This window comes from Tepidimonas sp. HKU77, assembly GCF_049728535.1.
Taxonomy (GTDB): domain Bacteria; phylum Pseudomonadota; class Gammaproteobacteria; order Burkholderiales; family Burkholderiaceae_C; genus Tepidimonas.
In genome coordinates, this window is sequence record NZ_CP187300.1 from 1,059,721 (window position 1) to 1,077,746 (window position 18,026).

At 66.7% G+C, this 18,026-nt stretch carries 15 protein-coding genes; 2 read left to right on the forward strand and 13 right to left on the reverse strand.

All coding sequences use genetic code 11. The features are described 5' to 3' along the window. Positions 1 to 912 carry a LysR family transcriptional regulator gene (locus ACPP3B_RS05090; protein WP_424859919.1) on the reverse strand — a complete coding sequence of 304 codons (912 nt, stop codon included), beginning with the start codon at positions 910 to 912 and terminating at the stop codon, positions 1 to 3. Between the two features lie 110 nt (positions 913 to 1,022). Between ACPP3B_RS05090 and ACPP3B_RS05095 the strand changes: the two genes are divergently transcribed. Continuing rightward, positions 1,023 to 2,540: a CoA-acylating methylmalonate-semialdehyde dehydrogenase gene (locus ACPP3B_RS05095; RefSeq protein ID WP_424859920.1), complete on the forward strand. Its 1,518-nt coding sequence runs from the start codon at positions 1,023 to 1,025 to the stop codon at positions 2,538 to 2,540. Further along, positions 2,537 to 4,207: a GMC family oxidoreductase gene (locus tag ACPP3B_RS05100; protein WP_424859921.1), complete on the forward strand. Its 1,671-nt coding sequence runs from the start codon at positions 2,537 to 2,539 to the stop codon at positions 4,205 to 4,207. The genes ACPP3B_RS05095 and ACPP3B_RS05100 overlap by 4 nt, the downstream gene beginning before the upstream one ends. Before the next feature lie 279 nt (positions 4,208 to 4,486). Here ACPP3B_RS05100 and ACPP3B_RS05105 read toward each other — a convergent pair whose 3' ends face one another. From ACPP3B_RS05105 to hypB, 12 genes are all read right to left on the reverse strand, one after another. After that, entirely contained in the window at positions 4,487 to 4,783 is a 297-nt protein-coding gene (locus tag ACPP3B_RS05105) for a flagellar basal body protein (RefSeq protein WP_299022894.1), read from the reverse strand. A gap of 102 nt (positions 4,784 to 4,885) precedes the next feature. Further along, a complete protein-coding gene (locus ACPP3B_RS05110; RefSeq protein WP_424859922.1) occupies positions 4,886 to 6,172 on the reverse strand; it encodes a solute carrier family 23 protein in 1,287 nt (428 codons plus the stop codon). A gap of 111 nt (positions 6,173 to 6,283) precedes the next feature. Further along, positions 6,284 to 7,633: a PAS domain-containing sensor histidine kinase gene (locus ACPP3B_RS05115; RefSeq protein ID WP_299022899.1), complete on the reverse strand. Its 1,350-nt coding sequence runs from the start codon at positions 7,631 to 7,633 to the stop codon at positions 6,284 to 6,286. A gap of 21 nt (positions 7,634 to 7,654) precedes the next feature. Continuing rightward, positions 7,655 to 9,115: a nickel-dependent hydrogenase large subunit gene (locus ACPP3B_RS05120; protein WP_299022904.1), complete on the reverse strand. Its 1,461-nt coding sequence runs from the start codon at positions 9,113 to 9,115 to the stop codon at positions 7,655 to 7,657. Beyond that, positions 9,112 to 10,107: a HupU protein gene (locus ACPP3B_RS05125; RefSeq protein WP_299022906.1), complete on the reverse strand. Its 996-nt coding sequence runs from the start codon at positions 10,105 to 10,107 to the stop codon at positions 9,112 to 9,114. Before ACPP3B_RS05125 ends, ACPP3B_RS05120 begins: the two co-directional genes overlap by 4 nt. Before the next feature lie 57 nt (positions 10,108 to 10,164). Further along, entirely contained in the window at positions 10,165 to 11,598 is a 1,434-nt protein-coding gene (locus ACPP3B_RS05130; RefSeq protein WP_424859923.1) for a sigma-54-dependent transcriptional regulator, read from the reverse strand. Positions 11,599 to 11,634: 36 nt separating this feature from the next. After that, a complete protein-coding gene (locus ACPP3B_RS05135; RefSeq protein WP_299022919.1) occupies positions 11,635 to 13,377 on the reverse strand; it encodes an enoyl-CoA hydratase-related protein in 1,743 nt (580 codons plus the stop codon). 25 nt (positions 13,378 to 13,402) lie between these two features. Beyond that, a complete protein-coding gene (gene hypE / locus ACPP3B_RS05140; RefSeq protein ID WP_424860145.1) occupies positions 13,403 to 14,437 on the reverse strand; it encodes a hydrogenase expression/formation protein HypE in 1,035 nt (344 codons plus the stop codon). Positions 14,438 to 14,517: 80 nt separating this feature from the next. Continuing rightward, complete coding sequence (gene hypD, locus ACPP3B_RS05145; protein ID WP_299022922.1) at positions 14,518 to 15,681, reverse strand: hydrogenase formation protein HypD; 1,164 nt, start codon at positions 15,679 to 15,681, stop codon at positions 14,518 to 14,520. Beyond that, a complete protein-coding gene (locus ACPP3B_RS05150; RefSeq protein ID WP_299022925.1) occupies positions 15,678 to 15,917 on the reverse strand; it encodes a HypC/HybG/HupF family hydrogenase formation chaperone in 240 nt (79 codons plus the stop codon). Before ACPP3B_RS05150 ends, hypD begins: the two co-directional genes overlap by 4 nt. After that, positions 15,908 to 17,056 carry a carbamoyltransferase HypF gene (locus ACPP3B_RS05155; RefSeq protein WP_424859924.1) on the reverse strand — a complete coding sequence of 383 codons (1,149 nt, stop codon included), beginning with the start codon at positions 17,054 to 17,056 and terminating at the stop codon, positions 15,908 to 15,910. Before ACPP3B_RS05155 ends, ACPP3B_RS05150 begins: the two co-directional genes overlap by 10 nt. Positions 17,057 to 17,059: 3 nt before the next feature. Continuing rightward, positions 17,060 to 18,019: a hydrogenase nickel incorporation protein HypB gene (gene hypB, locus ACPP3B_RS05160; protein ID WP_424859925.1), complete on the reverse strand. Its 960-nt coding sequence runs from the start codon at positions 18,017 to 18,019 to the stop codon at positions 17,060 to 17,062. Positions 18,020 to 18,026: the final 7 nt, after the last annotated feature.

Genomic DNA, 18,026 nt, shown 5'->3' on the forward strand with positions numbered 1-18,026 from the left:
TCAAGTTTTTTCCATCTGCGGCTCCCCCCACACGCGCCCCAGTGCCGACCACGCCGCCGCAATGACCGGCTCGGCCGCGCGCTCGGCTAGGCTCACGAAGGTCAGCTCGCACGGCAGCGACACCCGGTCGGCCACGACCAGCCCGCGCGCCTGCGCCTCGCGAATCGCCACCGCGTCACGCACCAGGCTAAGCCCCACGCCCGAGCGTACGAGGTCGAGCATCGACGCCTCTTGGTCCACCAGGGCCACACGCCGCACGCGCACGCCCAGCGGTTGCAACACGCGCGCGAGCAGCCGGTGGTGGGCCGACGCTGGCGGGGTTTCGATCCACGGCAGCGCTGCCAGCTCGGGCCAGCCCTTGCCATGCACCTGCGGCCCCCAGCCTGCCGGGGCCAACACCCGGTAGGTAAACGGGGTGAGCGACTGCACGCGGTAGCGATCCGGCACGCCACGGTCGGTGTTGGGGTCACCCAGGTAGTAGCCCACGTCGTGCTCGCCGGCGTCGAGCCTCTGCAGCACCTCACCGCTCATGCCTTGGCGCAGCGCGGTCTGCACGTGCGGCGCCGTCTCTACCAACTCGCGCAAAAAGGCGCCGAGCCGTGTGAACTCCGGATCCAGGATGGTGCCGATGGCCAGTTCACCCCGCACCTGTTGGCGCAGGCGCTGCGCGGCGCCGTCGAACTCGCGCTGCGCCGCCAACACGCGATCGGCCAACGGCAGCAAAGCGGCGCCGTCGGGCGTGAGTCGCATGCCGCGCGCGGTGCGCTCGAACAGGCGCACGCCCAGGCGCTCCTGCAGCGATTTGAGTTGCAGGCTCACGGCCGGCTGCGTCAGATGCAGCCGCTGGGCCGCGCGCGACAGGCTGCCTTCGCGGGCCACGGTGACGAAGGCGCGCAATGCGGTGTGATCCATGGTTTTGGATATTAGATGGCGTTATGCCTTACTTTAGAAAAACTCGCTGGTCGAGCGCAATGGCTTTCGCTACAGTGGGTTCTTTGTCATCAGCTTTTTTTATCCTCGATATGCATGCCACCCCCACCGCGATCGGCCACTATGTCGGCGGTCGCCTGCTCGCTGGCCACAGCGGTCGCCAACAAGACGTCTTCAACCCCGCCACGGGCACCGTCACCGGACGGGTCGCCCTGGCCGATGCGGCCGAGGTGCACGCCGCGGTGGCCGCCGCCCACGCCGCCTTCCCTGCCTGGGCCGAGGTGCCGCCATTGCGCCGCGCGCGCATCCTCTTTCGCTTTCTGGAGTTGCTGCACCAGCATCGCGACGAGCTGGCGCGCCTGATCACCGCGGAGCACGGCAAGGTCTTCGCCGACGCGCAAGGCGAGGTCACGCGCGGCATCGAGATCGTCGAATTCGCCTGCGGCATCCCGCAACTGCTCAAGGGCGATTACACCGAGCAGGTCTCCACCGGCATCGACAACTGGACGCTGCGCCAGCCGCTGGGGGTGGTGGCGGGCATCACGCCGTTCAACTTCCCCGTGATGGTGCCGATGTGGATGTTTCCGATCGCGCTGGCGTGCGGCAACACCTTCGTGCTCAAGCCCAGCCCGATCGATCCCTCGCCGTCGCTGCGCCTGGCCGAGCTGCTGCAGCAAGCGGGCCTACCGGATGGGGTGTTCAACGTGGTGCAGGGCGACAAGGTGGCGGTCGATGCGCTGCTCGAACACCCGGATGTGCGCGCCATCAGCTTCGTCGGCTCCACCCCGATCGCGCAGCACATCTATGAGACGGGCGCGCGCCACGGCAAACGGGTGCAAGCGCTGGGCGGGGCCAAAAACCACATGGTGGTCATGCCCGATGTGGATCTGGACCAGGCAGTCGACGCGCTGATCGGCGCCGCGTTCGGTTCGGCCGGCGAGCGTTGCATGGCCATCAGCGTGGCCGTGCTGGTGGGCGACGTGGCCGAGCGCATCATGCCGCGGCTGGTCGAGCGCACGCGCGCGCTGCAGGTCCTCGACGGCATGAATCCCCAGGCGGAGATGGGCCCGATCGTGACCGACAGCGCGCGCCAGCGCATCACCGGCTACATCGAGGCCGGCTTGCGCGAGGGAGCACTGTTACGGGTGGACGGCCGCGACTTCGACGCGCGGCGCGCGGGGCCGGGGTGCGAGCGTGGCTTCTGGTTGGGCGGCACGCTGTTCGACCATGTCACGCCGTCGATGTCGATCTACCGCGAGGAAATCTTCGGGCCAGTGTTGTCGTGCGTGCGCGTGCCGGACTTCGCGGCCGCGCTGCAGCTCGTCAACGACCATCCATACGGCAATGGCACGGCGTGCTTCACGCGCGACGGCCACATCGCGCGCGAGTTTGCCCGGCGCGTGCGTGTGGGCATGGTCGGCATCAACGTGCCGATCCCTGTGCCGATGGCGTGGCACGGCTTCGGCGGCTGGAAAAAGAGCCTCTTTGGCGACCTGCACGCCTATGGCGAGGAAGGCGTGCGCTTCTATACCGCGCAAAAGAGCGTGATGCAGCGCTGGCCCGAGAGCACGCCCAAGGGCGCCGAATTCGCCATGCCGACCGCGCAGTGAACACGTTCGACTTCATCGTCGTCGGGGCAGGCACCGCGGGTTGCCTGCTGGCCAACCGCCTGTCGGCTCATCCCCAGCACCGGGTGTTGCTGATCGAAGCCGGCGGGCGCGACAACTACCCATGGGTGCACATCCCGGTGGGTTACTTGTACTGCATCGGCAACCCGCGCACCGACTGGTTGTACCAAACCGAAGCCGACGCCGGCCTCAACGGTCGGCGGCTGCGCTACCCGCGCGGCAAGGTGCTGGGGGGCTGCTCCAGCATCAACGGCATGATCTACATGCGCGGGCAAGCGCGCGACTATGACCAGTGGGCACGCCTGACGGGCGACGACGACTGGAGCTGGGCGCGCTGCCTGCCCGACTTCAAGGCGCACGAGGATCATTACCGACTGGACGCCGATACCGACCCTGCGTTCGCCGCGCTGCATGGCCATCGCCGCACCGGCAGCACCGGCGAGTGGCGGGTCGAAAAACAACGCCTGCGCTGGGACATCCTGGACGCCTTTGCCCGCGCGGCGCAGCAAGCGGGCATTCCCGCCACCGACGACTTCAACCGCGGCGACAACGAAGGGGTGGGCTACTTCGAGGTCAACCAAAAGCGCGGCTGGCGCTGGAACGCGGCCAAGGCGTTTTTGCGCCCGGCGTGTGAGCGCCGCCCCAACTTCACCCTTTGGACGCAGGCGCAAGTCAAACGGCTGCTCTTCGAGCGAGGCGCGGATGGCGCGCTGCGCTGCCGCGGCGTCGAGGTCTGGACCCGCGATGGGACGGTGACCGCCCACGCTGCGCGCGAGGTGGTGCTCAGCGCCGGCGCCATCGGCAGTCCGCAAATCCTGCAGCTGTCGGGTATCGGGCCCGCCTCCGTTCTGCAGCCGCTGGGTATCGACGTGCTGGCCGACCTGCCGGGGGTGGGCGCCAACCTGCAAGACCATTTGCAGATCCGCGCCGTATTCAAGGTGCACGGCGTGCCCACGCTCAACACCCTGGCGCACAGCCTGTGGGGAAAGGCGCGCATCGGCCTGCAATACCTGCTCACGCGCAGCGGGCCGATGAGCATGGCCCCCAGCCAGCTCGGCGCCTTCACACGCAGCGCGCCGGATCGGCCCTGGCCCAATATCGAGTATCACGTGCAACCCTTGAGCCTCGATGCGTTCGGCGAGCCGCTGCACTCTTTCCCCGCGTTCACGGCCAGCGTGTGCAACCTCAATCCCACCAGCCGCGGCACGGTACGCATCCGCAGCCCGCACTTTCAAGAGGCCCCGGCCATCGCGCCGCACTACCTGTCCACCGACGAAGACCGACAGGTGGCGGTCGAGAGCCTGCGCCTGACGCGGCGCATCGTCGCGCAACCGGCGCTGGCACCGTACCAGCCCCAGGAATACAAACCTGGCGTGCAGTACCAGCGCGACGAGGACCTGGCCAAACTGGCGGGCGACATCGCCACCACCATCTTCCACCCCGTGGGCACCACGGCCATGGGCCGCGACGGCGACCCCATGGCCGTGACGGACCCGCACCTGCGCGTGCGCGACGGGCGTGGGGGACGCATCGCTGGCTTACGCGTGGTGGATGCGGGCATCATGCCCACCATCACCAGCGGCAACACCAACAGCCCAACCCTCATGATCGCGGAGAAGGCCGCGCGCTGGATCCTGGCCGGCCAATGAGCGCCGCGGACCGGTGGGGTTCGGGTTAGTCCCATGCCCGTGCGGCCCAGTGCGCCTCTAGAATGGGCATATTCGGTCGTCGCGCGCCGCGCTCGCGGCAACGGCGGCTCCAAGAGGGCCGAGGAGACAGCCCCACCGTGCCAGAGGACGGCAAGCAGACCATCCACGTCAGGGTGGAGACACCATTGGCATCACGAGCACGCGCCGTCAAAGGGCCGCAATGACAAACACCGGCGAGCCCGGTGTTTTTATTGCGGCGCCGACTATTGAGCGTGCCTGCTACGAGCGGGCATCGAGCAGCCGACCCAAGGCCTGATCGGCGGCCTTGAAGACCTGCAAGTTGGCGGCAAACGCGTTGGCGGCCTGCTTTTGCGCCACCAGGTCGGCGGCCAGATCTGCGCCGGGCGTGGGCAGCCGGTCGATTTGCGTGCGCACGCCGCCTGCGAGATCAGCGCTGGCGCGCACCTGCTGGCGCCGAAAGCCCTCGGTCTGGGCATTGGCGATGTTGTGGGCTGCACTGTCCAGCCGCACCTGGGCGGCGCGCAGGCCCGACAGCGTGGTCGAGATCACGTCCATGGCGGCAGTGTAGTCCCGCCGCCTCGCCAACGCGCGCGCTCCCGACGAACGGCGGCACACCCCGCAGGCACGCCACGCCCAGGCCCGGCGCGCCACGTGGCGTCACGCCGAACGCCGGCGGTTGATCAGCGCGTACAGCCCGATGGCACCAAACGTCGCGGTGCCGATGCCGCCCAAGGCAAAGTCGCCAAACTTCAGCGTGAAGTCACCCGTGCCCAGCACCAGCGTGATGGCCGCGACCAACAGGTTCTTGTTGTCGGAGAAGTCCACCCGGTTGTCCACCCAGATCTTGGCGCCCGCGACTGCGATCAGGCCGAACACCACGATCGACACCCCGCCCATGACCGCCAGCGGGATGGCCTGGATGAGCGCGCCGAACTTGGGGCTGAAGCCCAACAGAATGGCCATCAGGCCCGCGACCACGAAGATCGCGGTCGAATAGATCTTGGTCGCCGCCATGACGCCGATGTTTTCGGCGTAGGTCGTCACGCCCGTGCCACCGACACTGCCAGCGACCATGGTGGCCACGCCGTCGCCCATGAAGGCACGGCCCATGTAGACGTCCAGATTCTTGCCGGTCATCGCCGTCACCGCCTTGATGTGGCCCAGGTTTTCGGCCACCAAGATGACCGCCACCGGCGCGATCAGCAGCATGGCGTGGGCGCTGAACACCGGCGTGCTGAACTGGGGCAGCCCAAACCACGGCGCGTTGGCCACCCCCGACAGATCGAGCGGCTTGCCCAACCCCAAGCCGTTGGCCAACACCGCGTACACCACACTGGCCACGATCAGGCCCATGAGGATGAGCAAGCGCTGCACCATGCCGCGCGTGAACACCGCGACCAGCCCGACGCAAACGAAAGTGACAGCCTGCATCCAGGCATCGAACGGCGTGGGAGCCATGTTCTTGACCGGAATGTGCGCGAGGTTGAGCCCGATCACGGCCACCACCGCGCCCGTGACGACGGGGGGCATCAAGCGCTCGATCCAGCCCGTGCCCACCGCCTGCACGATGGCACCGATGATCAAGTACAGCAGCCCGCAGGCAATGATGCCGCCCAGCGCCACGCCGATGTTGGCATTGGGCCCCGGCCCGGCGTAACCGGTGGCCGCGATCACCACGCCGATGAAGGCAAAGCTCGACCCAAGGTAGCTGGGCACCTTGCCGCCGGTGAACAGGAAGAACAGCAGCGTGCCAATGCCACTCATGAGCACGGCGACGTTGGGGTCGAACCCCATCAGAATGGGCGCGAGCACCGTGGCGCCGAACATCGCAATCAGGTGCTGCACGCCCAGCATCGCCGTCTGCGGCCAAGGCAGCCGCTCGTCGGGGCCGATGACGCCGCCGGCGGCCAGCGCCGCGTCGGATTTGGGGGTCCATTGGAACATGATGGCTCTCACTCCTCGTCAATGTGGCTGAAAACGGGGCACGATTCTGCCTGCAACTGCGGCAGCGGGGGTAGCAGGACCAAAAACCCCGCCGACGCAACCCCTATCCCTTCAGGTGCGAGCGCACGGCAACTCGAGCACGAAGAGAGCGCCGCCTCCCTCGGCATTCGCCGCGCTCAGTCGCCCGCCGTGCTGCTCGACGATGCCGTAGCTGATCGACAACCCCAGGCCAGTGCCCTTGCCGATCGGTTTGGTGGTGAAGAATGGGTCGAAGATGCGCAGTAGATGCTCCGCGGCGATGCCTGGACCGTTGTCGCGGACGGTCACCTGCACCCGTGGCGGCCCATCGTCGATGCTTCGCAGCTCGACCCACACGGTCGGCTGAGGCACACCCGCCACCGCGTCGAACGCGTTTTGCAGCAGGTTCATCATCACCTGCTGCAGCTGCCCCGCGCTACCCAACACCGTGCAACCACACTGAGGAGCCCAGTGGACTTGCACGGGTGAAGGCCGCCCTTTTTGCACCCAATGAATGGCGCGCTCGATGACCGGCACCAGATCGACGGGCCGGCGCTCCTCGGAATCCATGGCCGAGAAGCGCTTGAGACCTTGCACGATATCGGCGGTACGCTGCGCACCCTCCAGCGTACCCTCGATCAACGAAGGCAAATCCGACAACAGATGCTCCACACGCAGCCGCCGGCGCAGGACATCGATCTCGTCGTCCTGCACCCGGTCTTGCAGGGCTTGTAGATACACCTGCAGCCGCTCGCAGTACTTGCGCAGCGCGTGCACATTGCCAAGCACGAAGCTGATGGGATTGTTGAGCTCGTGCGCCACCCCGGCCACGAGTTGCCCCAATGACGCCATTTTCTCGGAGTGCAGCAGCTGTTGCTGGGTGCGCTTGAGAGCTTCGTGTGCAGAGCGCAGCTCATGGTAGGCACGCTTGAGCTCGGCCATTGGCCGGCCCACCCAGACCGTGCCCAGTCGTTTTCCGTTGCCCCCAAGACGCGGCGCACAACTCGCATCTACGGGAACCGCTTGCCCTGTCCGATCCAACAACTGCAGCTCGATCCCTTGTCGGGCATTCACGCCATCGACCTGGGCCATGGCAGCGCGAGCCATGGCGGCGCTGCCGTCGTCAGCCAGCAGCTCCACGAACCGCACACCGCACAGACTCTCTTCGGACCTACCCACCAGTTGGCACAGCGCGGCATTGACCTGCTCGATACGCCCCTGCCCGTCGCAGACGATCAACACGTCCGACATGGCACCGAGCACGCTCAGGATGAACTGCTGCGACTGTTCCAGTTCGGCGTTCTTTTTCTCCAGCTCGACCTCGTCGGCGATCAGACGGGTGTAGACCTCGTCCATTTTCTGGATCACATCCAGCCAGGTCGACTCGTCCACGCCGTCGAGCGTCGCGGCAGGCGCCTCGATGCGGGAGCGATCTCTACTCACGATTCGACCCTCTCTCGTCTTCTAATGGACGGTACAGACCATGCAGGGATCGAACGAGCGCACGATGTGCTGAACCGCCACCGGCGTCGTCTCGCCCGGCACGACGGGTGCCCCGACCAGCGCCTGCTCGAGCGCGCCAGGCGTTCCCTGCGCGTCGCGAGGCGAAAAATTCCAGCTCGTCGGTGCGACGATCTGATAGTTGGCAATCCTGCCGTCACGCACCACGAGCCAGTGACCCAAAGCGCCGCGCGCGGCTTCGGACAATCCGGCCGCGCGACCCTCCGCGGGCAGATTGGCTGGCACGCAATACGGCTGCCCCGGGCGCAACGCGTGCAACCAAGCCTCCATCCACCCAATCACCCGCGCCAGCTCCAGCACGCGCGCCAAGACCCGGGTGAATACCGTGCCGCCGTGGCGAGCCAGTGCATCACGCAGCAACGGGTGACCGTCGACGACCTGCCGGGCAATGGCACCGGTCTCCACCACCTCTCCAGCCAGCCGAGGGGCCTTGTTCCAGGTATACGCGCCGGCTTTGTCCGCGTCCGGCTCGGTACGACCCTGCCACGGATGCAGGGCGCCATTCCCATGCTCGAGCCAGGCACAGGTGGCGTCCTCCGAAATCGAGCCGACATCGACGGTGTCGAGCCGGTGTTGCGCTTGGCGCCATACACCGCGAGGTAACGCGAACGAACCATCGGGCTGCGGGTAGGCGCCGAAACTTAGGTAACGACCGGGGCCCGGCCCCAGGTTCTGCAAACCCAACTCGCTCGCCAGTGTCAGAAAAAACCGCAGATCCCCCCCGAGGGGCGCCCGCGCATGCCAAGACCAAAGCGCGGCTTCGCTGTCCAGGTGGATGAAGGCGTCCAGTGAGTCGCCAATCCACTCCCGCTCCACGAAAAAACGAAATTCGCGTACCGTGGCCAGCAGGCGGAGTCGCTCCGCGTTGTCGATCGCGCGCGTCGATCCACCAGGCTGAACACTGTGTGTATGCGGCCACCGACCACCGAGCGTGCCCAAAATAGTCAGCCAACGCTGGCGCGCTGCCGTCGCCGCGCGAATCTGTTGCCCCCCATCGGGCGCGAAGCGCCGCACTGCCTCTGCGTGCCAGGGTCTGTCAGCATACACGGGGCGCGTGAAATCCGGCATGAAAAACCGGTAGAAGTGCGTGAGGTGGTCGGCCAGGTTTTCGGTCGCCAACATCAGATTGATGGTGTGTCGACCGTTGGGGGGCATCGCCACGCCGGCCAGTTCGGCCAAGGCGTGCGCTGCCGCCACCGACTGGGATACCGAGCAGATCCCACAGATGCGGGGCACGAATACCAAGGCGTCCTGTGGCACCTTGCCGCGCAGGATCTGCTCGAACCCTCGGAACATCGGCGCGTTGACGCGTGCGTCCTGCACACGCCCATCGCTGATTTGCAGCGCCACCTCCAAATCCCCCTCGACACGATTGAAGGGGCCGACCAACAGGCGCGATGTCATGTGAGCCGGGTCCGCCGGATGGCAGGTTTCTCGACCAAGTGATCGGCCACGGCGTTGACCCGAACGCGCTTGGGCGTTGCACTCTTGGACAGCGAGGCCAGCGCGACGAACCACGCCTTGGGCATGTCCGTGGGCAGGCCAACCGGAATGCCGGCGATCTTGGGTGTTTGATGGAAGGGATGGCCAGGCTCTTGAAAACCCGGCTCGGTGCAAGCCACGCAGGCGTAACCGGCACGAGTGCAGCTACCCTCGCCATTCCAGAGCCGGGTGTTGCAGTCGGCGTGGACCTGTGTACCCTTGCAGCCAAGGTGCTCCATCAGGCAGCCCAGGTCCGATGGTTTGACGGCACTGGCTTTGAACTCGTAGTACTCGTTGCGTGTGCAACCGTGGTGCACCAAATGATCGGCGTAAAACCGCGGGCGCGCGTAGGCATCGAGGTCTTGCGCCGCGATTTCGGACGCGGCCAGGGCCATCAAGGTGTCGATCACCCAACCGGGATGCGTGGGACAACCCGCAACATTGATCACCGGCAGTCCACTGCTGGATCGAAACTCCGCACCCAGCAAACCACCGGGGATCTCGTCGTCGTACTGCAGGCCACAGGCGTCGGTGGGGTTGGGCCCACCAGCGGTGACGCCACCCCAGGCGGCACAGCTGCCGATGGCCAATACATAAGACGCCCGCGTCGCGAGCTCGCGCACCCAATCGATCATTGGTCGCCCGGTGCCGGCGAGCACGTGAAAGCGGCCGGTGCCGTTTGGACCGCGCAGCAGGGCGCCTTCTACACAAAGTGCATCGAGTGGTGTCGCACCGTCGAGCACCGATTGCAGCAGCGCACGGACCTCCTCACCACTGGCCAACGACAGCGAGGGGTGCCACAACAGATCGATGCCCGCGGCGCGCAACTGTCCATCGAAATCGGCCGTATTCGCGCACAACAGCGACATGCTGCATCCCCCACAGCCGCCAGATTGCAGCCACAACACGTTCATGGGCAACTCTCCTCAGCTCATCCGGCGTGCCGAGACACGATGCACCAGGCTCGGCCTTCATGGGTGATCCAACCCAAAGCGGCGCATCTTGGCGCGCAAACCGACCCTCGACAGTCCCAGCTCGGCCGCCGTACGGGTCTTGTTCCAGCGATGCCGCAGCAAAGCGTCTCGCAAGATCACGGCTTCGACCACCTCGAGCCGCTCGCTAAGGGTACCACTGCCGGGCTCGGTGATCCAGCCGCGCCCACCGGCACCACTCCCCCGCCCCTGACGCACGCGAAGCGAAAACACATCCGAGGACAATACCGCGCCGTCATGCAGCGTCATCGCGCGCGCCAACTCGTTGCGCAACTCGCGGATGTTGCCCGGCCAGGGGTAAGCAAGCAGACACGCCAGCGCCTCGTCGGAGAGCTGCACACCGGGATGACCCAACTCGGCGGCCACGTCCTGCACGATCTGGCGCGCGATGGCCGGAATGTCTCCCACGCGCTCGCGCAACGGGGGTAAAGTAAGCGTGACGGCAGCGATGCGGTAATACAAGTCCTCGCGAAACAATCCCTCGCGCACCCTTTGCTCCAGGTCGCGGTGCGTGGCCGCAATGATGCGCACATCGACCGGTACCGGTCGTGCCGCGCCCACCGGGCGCACCTCCCCTTCCTGCAAGACGCGCAGCAACTTGACCTGAAAAGCCGGCGACGTTTCGCCGATCTCGTCGAGAAATATCGTGCCACCGTTGGCGCGCTGGAACAGGCCGACGTGGTCCTCGAAGGCCCCCGTAAAAGCCCCGCGCTTGTGACCGAACAGTTCCGACTCGAGCAAGGTATCCGGAATGGCGGCACAGTTTTCGACCACGAAAGGCCCTGCACAACGCGGGCTCGCGTAGTGGATGGCACGCGCCAGTAACTCTTTACCCGTCCCGGATTCGCCCTGCAACAACACCGAGATGTCGTAGCGCGCGACACGTTCGGCCATGGCGCACACGCCATCGAGGGGGCTGCCTGGCATGCGCACGAGGCGATCGAAACCAAACTGCTGCTGCACCAGCGACAGCTGTGTCGCTATGCGCTGCCGCAGCGCACGTGTACTGGTGCGCAGCTCCAAGTCCAGGCGCGCGGTCTGCTGCTGCAGCGCCAGTGCCTCGACCGCACTGCGCACCGACTCCAGCAAATGATCCGGCAACCAAGGCTTGAGGATGTAGCGGTGAATGCCCGCCTCGTTGACGCCAGCGATGATTTCCTCGCTGTCGGCATATCCCGAAATGATGATGCGCACGACGTCGGGCCAGCGCTCGCGTACCTCGCGCAGAAACTGCACACCGGTCTGTCCCGGCATGCGCTGATCACACAGAATGACGTGGACTGGGTGCTCTTCCAAGAGGCAGCGGGCATCGTCCGCACTGCTGGCGGTGATGACGGTGAAGTCATCCTCAAGCGTGCGACGCAGCGCTTCCTGCGAACGCTGCTCGTCATCCACGATCAAAACCGTAGGCATCGCAGGCTGCGCTAGGGGACGAGACATGACGATCGGTCAGCGGTGTATGGCCAGATGGCGCGGCGTCCATGCGGGAGGTAACTTGTGCACGAAATGGTGCCTGGCCACGTGGTAGCTGGGATCGAATCCATAAAAGTTGCGATGCATGCGCTGCAGCTCTTGTTCACGGTACCACGATAGCGGTCGAATCGCCTCGTCGGCCTGCCGCTGCCGTTGTTTCGCCGCTATGCGCTCGACGTGATCCGCGGCGGCCGCCAGCGCCAACGCTCGTGCCAACACCTCGGATTCCAGCACATGCCGCGGCCCCTCAACGCAGGCATCGATCAACCCCATCTGCCAGGCATCACGGGCCCGCATCGGCAGCCGAGTCGCCATGAGGGCACGCGCGCCATCATCCCCCAAGCGACGCGGTAGCGCGTAGGTCCAATACTCCGATCCATACAGATTGCCCATGTTCTTGTAGTGTGGGTTGAGCACCACGGCCTCGTGGGCCCACACGAGATCGGCCGCCAGCGCCAAAAAGACACCTCCCGCCCCTGCATTGCCACGCATCACGCTGACCGTGACGCGGTCGGTCATCTGCAAAATGGCCAGCGCCACGTCATCGATGGCCTGGATGTTGCGCCATGACGCATCGGCCGCACTGTCTCCGGGACACTGCGCCGCCGCCTCGATGGCGTTGAGATCGATGCCGTTGCTGAAAAAATCTTCACCGCCCAACAACAGCAGCACCCGCAGCGGCCGTTGGCGCACCCATTGCAACGCCCGGAGCAAGCGCTCGCAGCGCACGGTGGTCATTGCTCCATTGTAGAAGTCGAACGACAGGCAACCCACTCGGGCGTCCTCGGGGCCATGTTCCCGGTAGCGCAATTCACCCCACTCGTCGTCGGGTCGCGTCAGCGGCGCGGGGGAGTGCGCAAGGGCATGCACCTGCTCGGCAAATACGTCCGCCGCCACCTGCTTGACATGCCCGAGTCCCGCCGCGGTGCCGGGGGGATCGGCCAAACGCACGTGCCCAATCCAGACACCGCCATCCACCGTGCGCCGCAACAGCGCGCCGTCGCGCACTGCCAACACGCGCCCGGGCCGATGATTGGTAAACGCCGCCATGGTGGCGGCACTGGCCTCGTGCGCGTCATACAGATAGCAAGGTTGCCCCCAGAGGGCGTCGAGAACCCCGGGCTGCCCGTCAGCGCAGCGCAAGCGGGCCATCACGGTCGCGGTGTCGTCGCACTCCCAGTCGGTGGCACGGTCGGCTTGCCGCATCGCTGGCTGCCAACGCATCGTGGGGGACGGCCCTGCGGGCGGCGTGCGCACGCCAGACTCGAATCGGGCCAACATAGCCAACGTCGCCTGCAGCGCCGCCTCGGTCACTTCGCGCCGGTAGAGGCTGCTCTTGGTGGCCGCTCGCGTGGCGAAATCGGCATGGGCCCACACCGGGCCTGCATCGAATTCTCCGTTCGCCTGTAACACGGTGACCCCCCAGTGGGAGAGCCGTTCCCGCACCGCCCAGTCCAATGCGCTCGGCCCGCGGTCTCCGGGTGGCCCCGGATGGACCACGAAACACGGCACGCGTTGCCAGACGGTATCGGGAATACGCCGCTTCAAAAACGGCGCCAGCACCAGGTCGGGCGCAAACAGGGACACCGCCTCTTCGGTCACTCGGTCGGCGATATCGAGCTCGACGCTCACGGTATGGCCGCGCGCGCGCAGCTCGGCATACAGCCGCTGGCTCAGGCTGTTGAAGCCGTGGCACAGCAACAAAATACGCAGCGCCATGACGAACCAACCGTTGCTTTGCCCTTCAACAAATACGCGGCAACGGCTCACCGCTGAGCCAATCGACCACACGGCGGCCGCCGAAGCGGGTAGCCATCTGCACGAAGTGGTGGGGATCGGCGATCACCTGGCCGATGCAGGCGGCGTCGCGTCCGAGCGGATGCGCACGCATGGCTTGCAGCACACGCTCGGCCACCTCCGGCGCCACCAGGGCCACGAGCTTGCCCTCGTTGGCAACGTACAGCGGATCCAGCCCGAGCAGCTCGCAGGCGGCTTCGACCTGCGGCTTGACCGGGATCGCGGCCTCTTGGAGCACCATGCCCACACCGGACTGGCGCGCGATCTCGTTGAGCGTGGTGGCCAAGCCCCCACGAGTCGGATCCCGCAACACGTGCACACCCCCTGGCGCCGCCGCCAGCATCGCCGCCACCAACGTGTGCAGGGCAGCGCTGTCGCTCTCGATGGTGGTCTCGAACTGCAGGCCGGCACGCTGCGACAGTACGGCTACGCCATGGTCACCGATGCTGCCCGACAGCAGGATCGCGTCGCCCGCACGCGCGTTGCGCCCGCTGATGTGTACGCCGGGGGCAAGCACCCCCACGCCCGTGGTGCTGATAAAGACGCCGTCACCCTTGCCGCGCTCGACCACCTTGGTGTCGCCCGTGACGATGGGCACCCCTGCCGCGCGCGCCGCCGCCCCCATGCTGTACACGATGCGTTGCAGGTCCGCCAGCGCCAAGCCCTCCTCCAGAATGAAGCTCGCGCTCAGGTACAGCGGCTGCGCGCCCATCATGGCCACGTCGTTGAGGGTGCCGTTCACCGCCAGGCTGCCAATGTCGCCACCGGGGAAGAACAGCGGCGAAATCACGTGCCCGTCGGTGGCCATGACCAGCCGCCCCTGTGTGGGGTCGAAAGCGGGCAACGCCAACACCGCGCCATCGTCGCCCTGGCGCAGCGCTTCGTTGTCGAAAGCGGCCAGAAACAGCTCTTCGATCAACTGCATGGCCGCCTTGCCGCCAGCGCCGTGGGCGGCGTCGATGCGTCCGTGGCGGATCGACAGCGGTCGGCTGTACGCTCGGGTCGGGTCGGCCGCCGGCGCATCGAGCGCCACGGGTGCTGTGGAAAGGGGGAGATTCGCCGTCACGAAACGTTCTCCTCGACACCAGCGCCGGCATGCACGATCGGGATGTCCCGGAAGCGCCCATACGTGTAGTGCGCCGCGCACGCGCCCTCGCTCGACACCATGCACGAGCCGACCGGGTGTTCCGGTGTGCAAACGGTGCCAAAGATTTTGCAATCCGTCGGCCGCTTGACCCCGCGCAGAATGGCTCCGCATTCGCACGCCTTGTTGTCGGGCACGGGTCGGTATGTCAAGCCGAACCGCCGCTCCGCGTCGAAGGCCGCAAAGCGCTCGCGAATCTGCAGCGCGCTGTAGGGCACCGTGCCCAGACCGCGCCACTCGAACTGCGCTCGCAGCTCGAACACCTGCGACACGATCCCCTGTGCACGCTGGTTGCCCTCGCGCGTGACGGCGCGCGTGAACTCGTTTTCCACCTGCGCGCGACCCTCATTGACCTGCCGCACCAACATCAGGATGGCCTGCATCACGTCCAGTGGCTCGAATCCGGCGATCACGACAGGCTTGCGGTATTCCTCGCTGAAATGCTCATACGGCTCGGTGCCGATGACGATGCTCACGTGCGCGGGTCCGATGAAGCCGTCGAGCGGGACGGTGCCGAATTCGCGTACCTCGGGCGACTGCAGGATGTGCGTGATGGCCGCTGGCGTGAGCACATGACAACACAGCACGCTGAAGTTTGGCAGACCCTCGCGCTGTGCCTCCAGGATCACCAACGCCGTCGGCGGGGTGGTGGTCTCGAAACCGATGGCGAAAAAAACCACTTCGCGCTCGGGGTGCGCGCGCGCCACGGCCAGCGCATCGGCGGCCGAATACACCATGCGGATGTCACCACCGCGCGCCTTGGCCTTGGCGAGCGACAGCCCGTCACTGGCCGGCACGCGCAGGGTGTCGCCATACGCGCAGACGATCGCACCGCGCTCCAGCGCCAGCCGGATGGCTTGGTCGATGCGGCCGATCGGCAGCACACACACCGGACAACCGGGCCCGTGCACCATGTGCACGTTGGGCGGCAGCAGGTCCTGCACCCCGTAGCGGCTGATCGCATGGGTGTGTCCGCCGCAAAACTCCATGAAATGGTAGTGCCGCTCGCCGACCTCATCGTGGATCGCGGCGGCGATGCGCCGCGCGAGCTGGCCGTCACGGAATTCATCCACGTACTTCATGGCGCCCCCTGCGCATCGCCCATGGCCTGCCACTGGGCAAACATCGCCAGCGTCTGGCGAGCCTCCTCTGGGTCGAGCAGACCCAACGCATAGCCGACGTGCACGATGACATAGTCGCCGACCTGCGCCTCGGGCACCAGCGCCGTCGAGATGGTCTTGCGTATGCCGCCCAGGTCGACCGCGGCCTGTTCGCCGTCGAGTTTTTCGACCACGCGCGCGGGTATGGCTAGACACATGCGATGAACTCCTTGGTCACATTGCGAGGGCGGGGCAGGGCAAGCCGGTGCGCGGCCACCCACGCCTGGCCGATGGCCAAACCGGCATCCCCGCACCCCATGGCGCCCGGCAGAAATACGTCCATCCCTGCCGCTTGCAGCCGCTGCACGCAGCGCTCGCGCAGGATTCGGTTGAAAAAGCAGCCGCCCCCGAGCAGCGCATGGCGCACGCCGCGCACCCGCGCCGCCGCCAGCAGCGCGTCGCACAGCGCATCGGCCAGCGCCAGATGAAAGCCCGCCGCGGCCACACCGACGTCCCGCGGATCGCGGATGTCGAATAATGGGGCGACGACCGTGCGCAGGTCGACACACCCGTCCGGGTGAACGACCGCCCCCGGCAAAGGCACTGCCTGGGGCCATTGCGCCAGCGCTGCGGCCGCCACACGCTCCAGTGCCACCGCCGCCTGGGCCTCGTCGGTTTGTCGCAGGCACAGCCCCAGCGCTGCCGCGGCAGCGTCGAACCAGCGCCCGGCGCTGCTGGTGGTGGGACAGTTCAGCCCCCGCTGCAGCAGCTGCTGCACACCCGCGGCCACCCCGGCGCCGACGCCGTGAACGAAGCGCGGCACGATTTCATCGCCACGCCCTAGCGCGTGCAAGACGCTGGCGGCCATGCGCCAGGGCTCGCGCGCCGCGCGATCACCCCCCGGCAGCGCCAGCGGCTGCAGGTGGCCCAGGCGCTCGAAGGTCGCCCCGTCGGTCCAGAGCAGCTCCCCCCCCCAGGCCGCGCCATCCGTACCGAGACCTACGCCGTCGAGCGCGAGCCCCAGCGCGGGCGCCTCGATCCCGTGCTCGGCCATGACAGCCGCCAAGTGCGCATGGTGGTGCTGGACCCCCACAGCAGCCACCCCCAACGTGTCAGCCATCCGCAGCGCCAGCCAAGTACTGAAAAAATCCGGATGCCAATCGTGCGCGATGGCCCGCACCGGTCGACCCCGGCTCGACGCCGAGCGAATCAGCGCCTGCACCGACGATTCCAGCGCCGCACAGGCCTGCGGATCGCTCAGGTCTCCGTGCAGCTCGGACCATTCGACGCCGTCGTCGCCCATCCGGCAAGCCCGGTTTTTGAGCCAGGCGCCGACCGCCAAGACCGAAGCCCCCATGGCTCAACGCTCCGCCAGCGCGGCCCTGGCCTGCGCCAGTTCGGCCTCGAGCCGCGAAATCCGCGCGCGCAAAGCCTCCGCGTCGGCCTCTGACGCCTGACGGTGCTCGCTGTCAACCACCCGGGCCAGCCAATCCTGCCACACCGGCATCCCCTCGCCAGAGGTGGCCGACAAGGCGATGACCTCGATGGTGGGGTTGACGCGACGCGCCATCTCGATGCAACGATTGACATCGAACCGAACATGTGGCAACAAGTCGACTTTGTTGATGATCATCAGCCGCGCGGCGGCAAACATGTCGGGATACTTCAGGGGCTTGTCATCCCCCTCGGTCACTGACAGGACCGCGACCTTGGCCGTCTCGCCCAGATCCCACATCGCGGGGCACACCAAATTGCCCACGTTTTCGATGAACAACAGACGACGCACCGCTGCGTGCCCATGCTCGTGCCCGTCCCCGTGGTGATGGAAGTGCGCGTGCAGACGCGCAAACGCCTCCGCCACCATCGGCGCGTCGAGGTGACAGCCCTTGCCGGTGTTGACCTGAATCGCAGGTACGCCGGTGGCTCGGATGCGCTCGGCATCGAAACTGGTCTGCTGGTCGCCCTCGATGACGGCCACCTCCCACTGCGGCCCCTGCTGCCGCAGCGCTTCGATGGTGGCGCACAGCAGGGTGGTCTTGCCCGAACCCGGACTGGACACCAGGTTGAGCGCCGACACACCGTGTGCCCGGAAGTGGGCCCGGTTTTGCTGCGCCACCCGATCGTTGGCACCCAGGATATCGCGCTCGAGCCTAATGGCACGCTCTTGACTCAAGCCAGGCACCGACACCCGGGCCACCCCCGTGCCAAAGTGCAGGGTATCGCGCGCCGTCTCGGCAGCAGCAGCGTCCGCCTGTTGGCCCAGCATCGCATGATGGGCGTGCCCCGCGCCGCCCTCACTGCAACCACACACGACACACATCGTTCAC

Bases quoted from the DNA above. Each gene is read 5' to 3' on its own strand.
- ACPP3B_RS05090 (WP_424859919.1), bottom strand. From the start codon at position 912: ATGGATCACACCGCATTGCGCGCCTTCGTCACCGTGGCCCGCGAAGGC.
- ACPP3B_RS05095 (WP_424859920.1), top strand. From the start codon at position 1,023: ATGCATGCCACCCCCACCGCGATCGGCCACTATGTCGGCGGTCGCCTG.
- ACPP3B_RS05105 (WP_299022894.1), bottom strand. From the start codon at position 4,783: ATGGACGTGATCTCGACCACGCTGTCGGGCCTGCGCGCCGCCCAGGTG.
- ACPP3B_RS05110 (WP_424859922.1), bottom strand. From the start codon at position 6,172: ATGTTCCAATGGACCCCCAAATCCGACGCGGCGCTGGCCGCCGGCGGC.
- ACPP3B_RS05120 (WP_299022904.1), bottom strand. From the start codon at position 9,115: ATGACATCGCGCCTGTTGGTCGGCCCCTTCAATCGTGTCGAGGGGGAT.
- ACPP3B_RS05125 (WP_299022906.1), bottom strand. From the start codon at position 10,107: ATGAACGTGTTGTGGCTGCAATCTGGCGGCTGTGGGGGATGCAGCATG.
- ACPP3B_RS05130 (WP_424859923.1), bottom strand. From the start codon at position 11,598: ATGCCTACGGTTTTGATCGTGGATGACGAGCAGCGTTCGCAGGAAGCG.
- ACPP3B_RS05135 (WP_299022919.1), bottom strand. From the start codon at position 13,377: ATGGCGCTGCGTATTTTGTTGCTGTGCCACGGCTTCAACAGCCTGAGC.
- hypD (WP_299022922.1), bottom strand. From the start codon at position 15,681: ATGAAGTACGTGGATGAATTCCGTGACGGCCAGCTCGCGCGGCGCATC.
- ACPP3B_RS05150 (WP_299022925.1), bottom strand. From the start codon at position 15,917: ATGTGTCTAGCCATACCCGCGCGCGTGGTCGAAAAACTCGACGGCGAA.
- ACPP3B_RS05155 (WP_424859924.1), bottom strand. From the start codon at position 17,056: ATGGGGGCTTCGGTCTTGGCGGTCGGCGCCTGGCTCAAAAACCGGGCT.
- hypB (WP_424859925.1), bottom strand. From the start codon at position 18,019: ATGTGTGTCGTGTGTGGTTGCAGTGAGGGCGGCGCGGGGCACGCCCAT.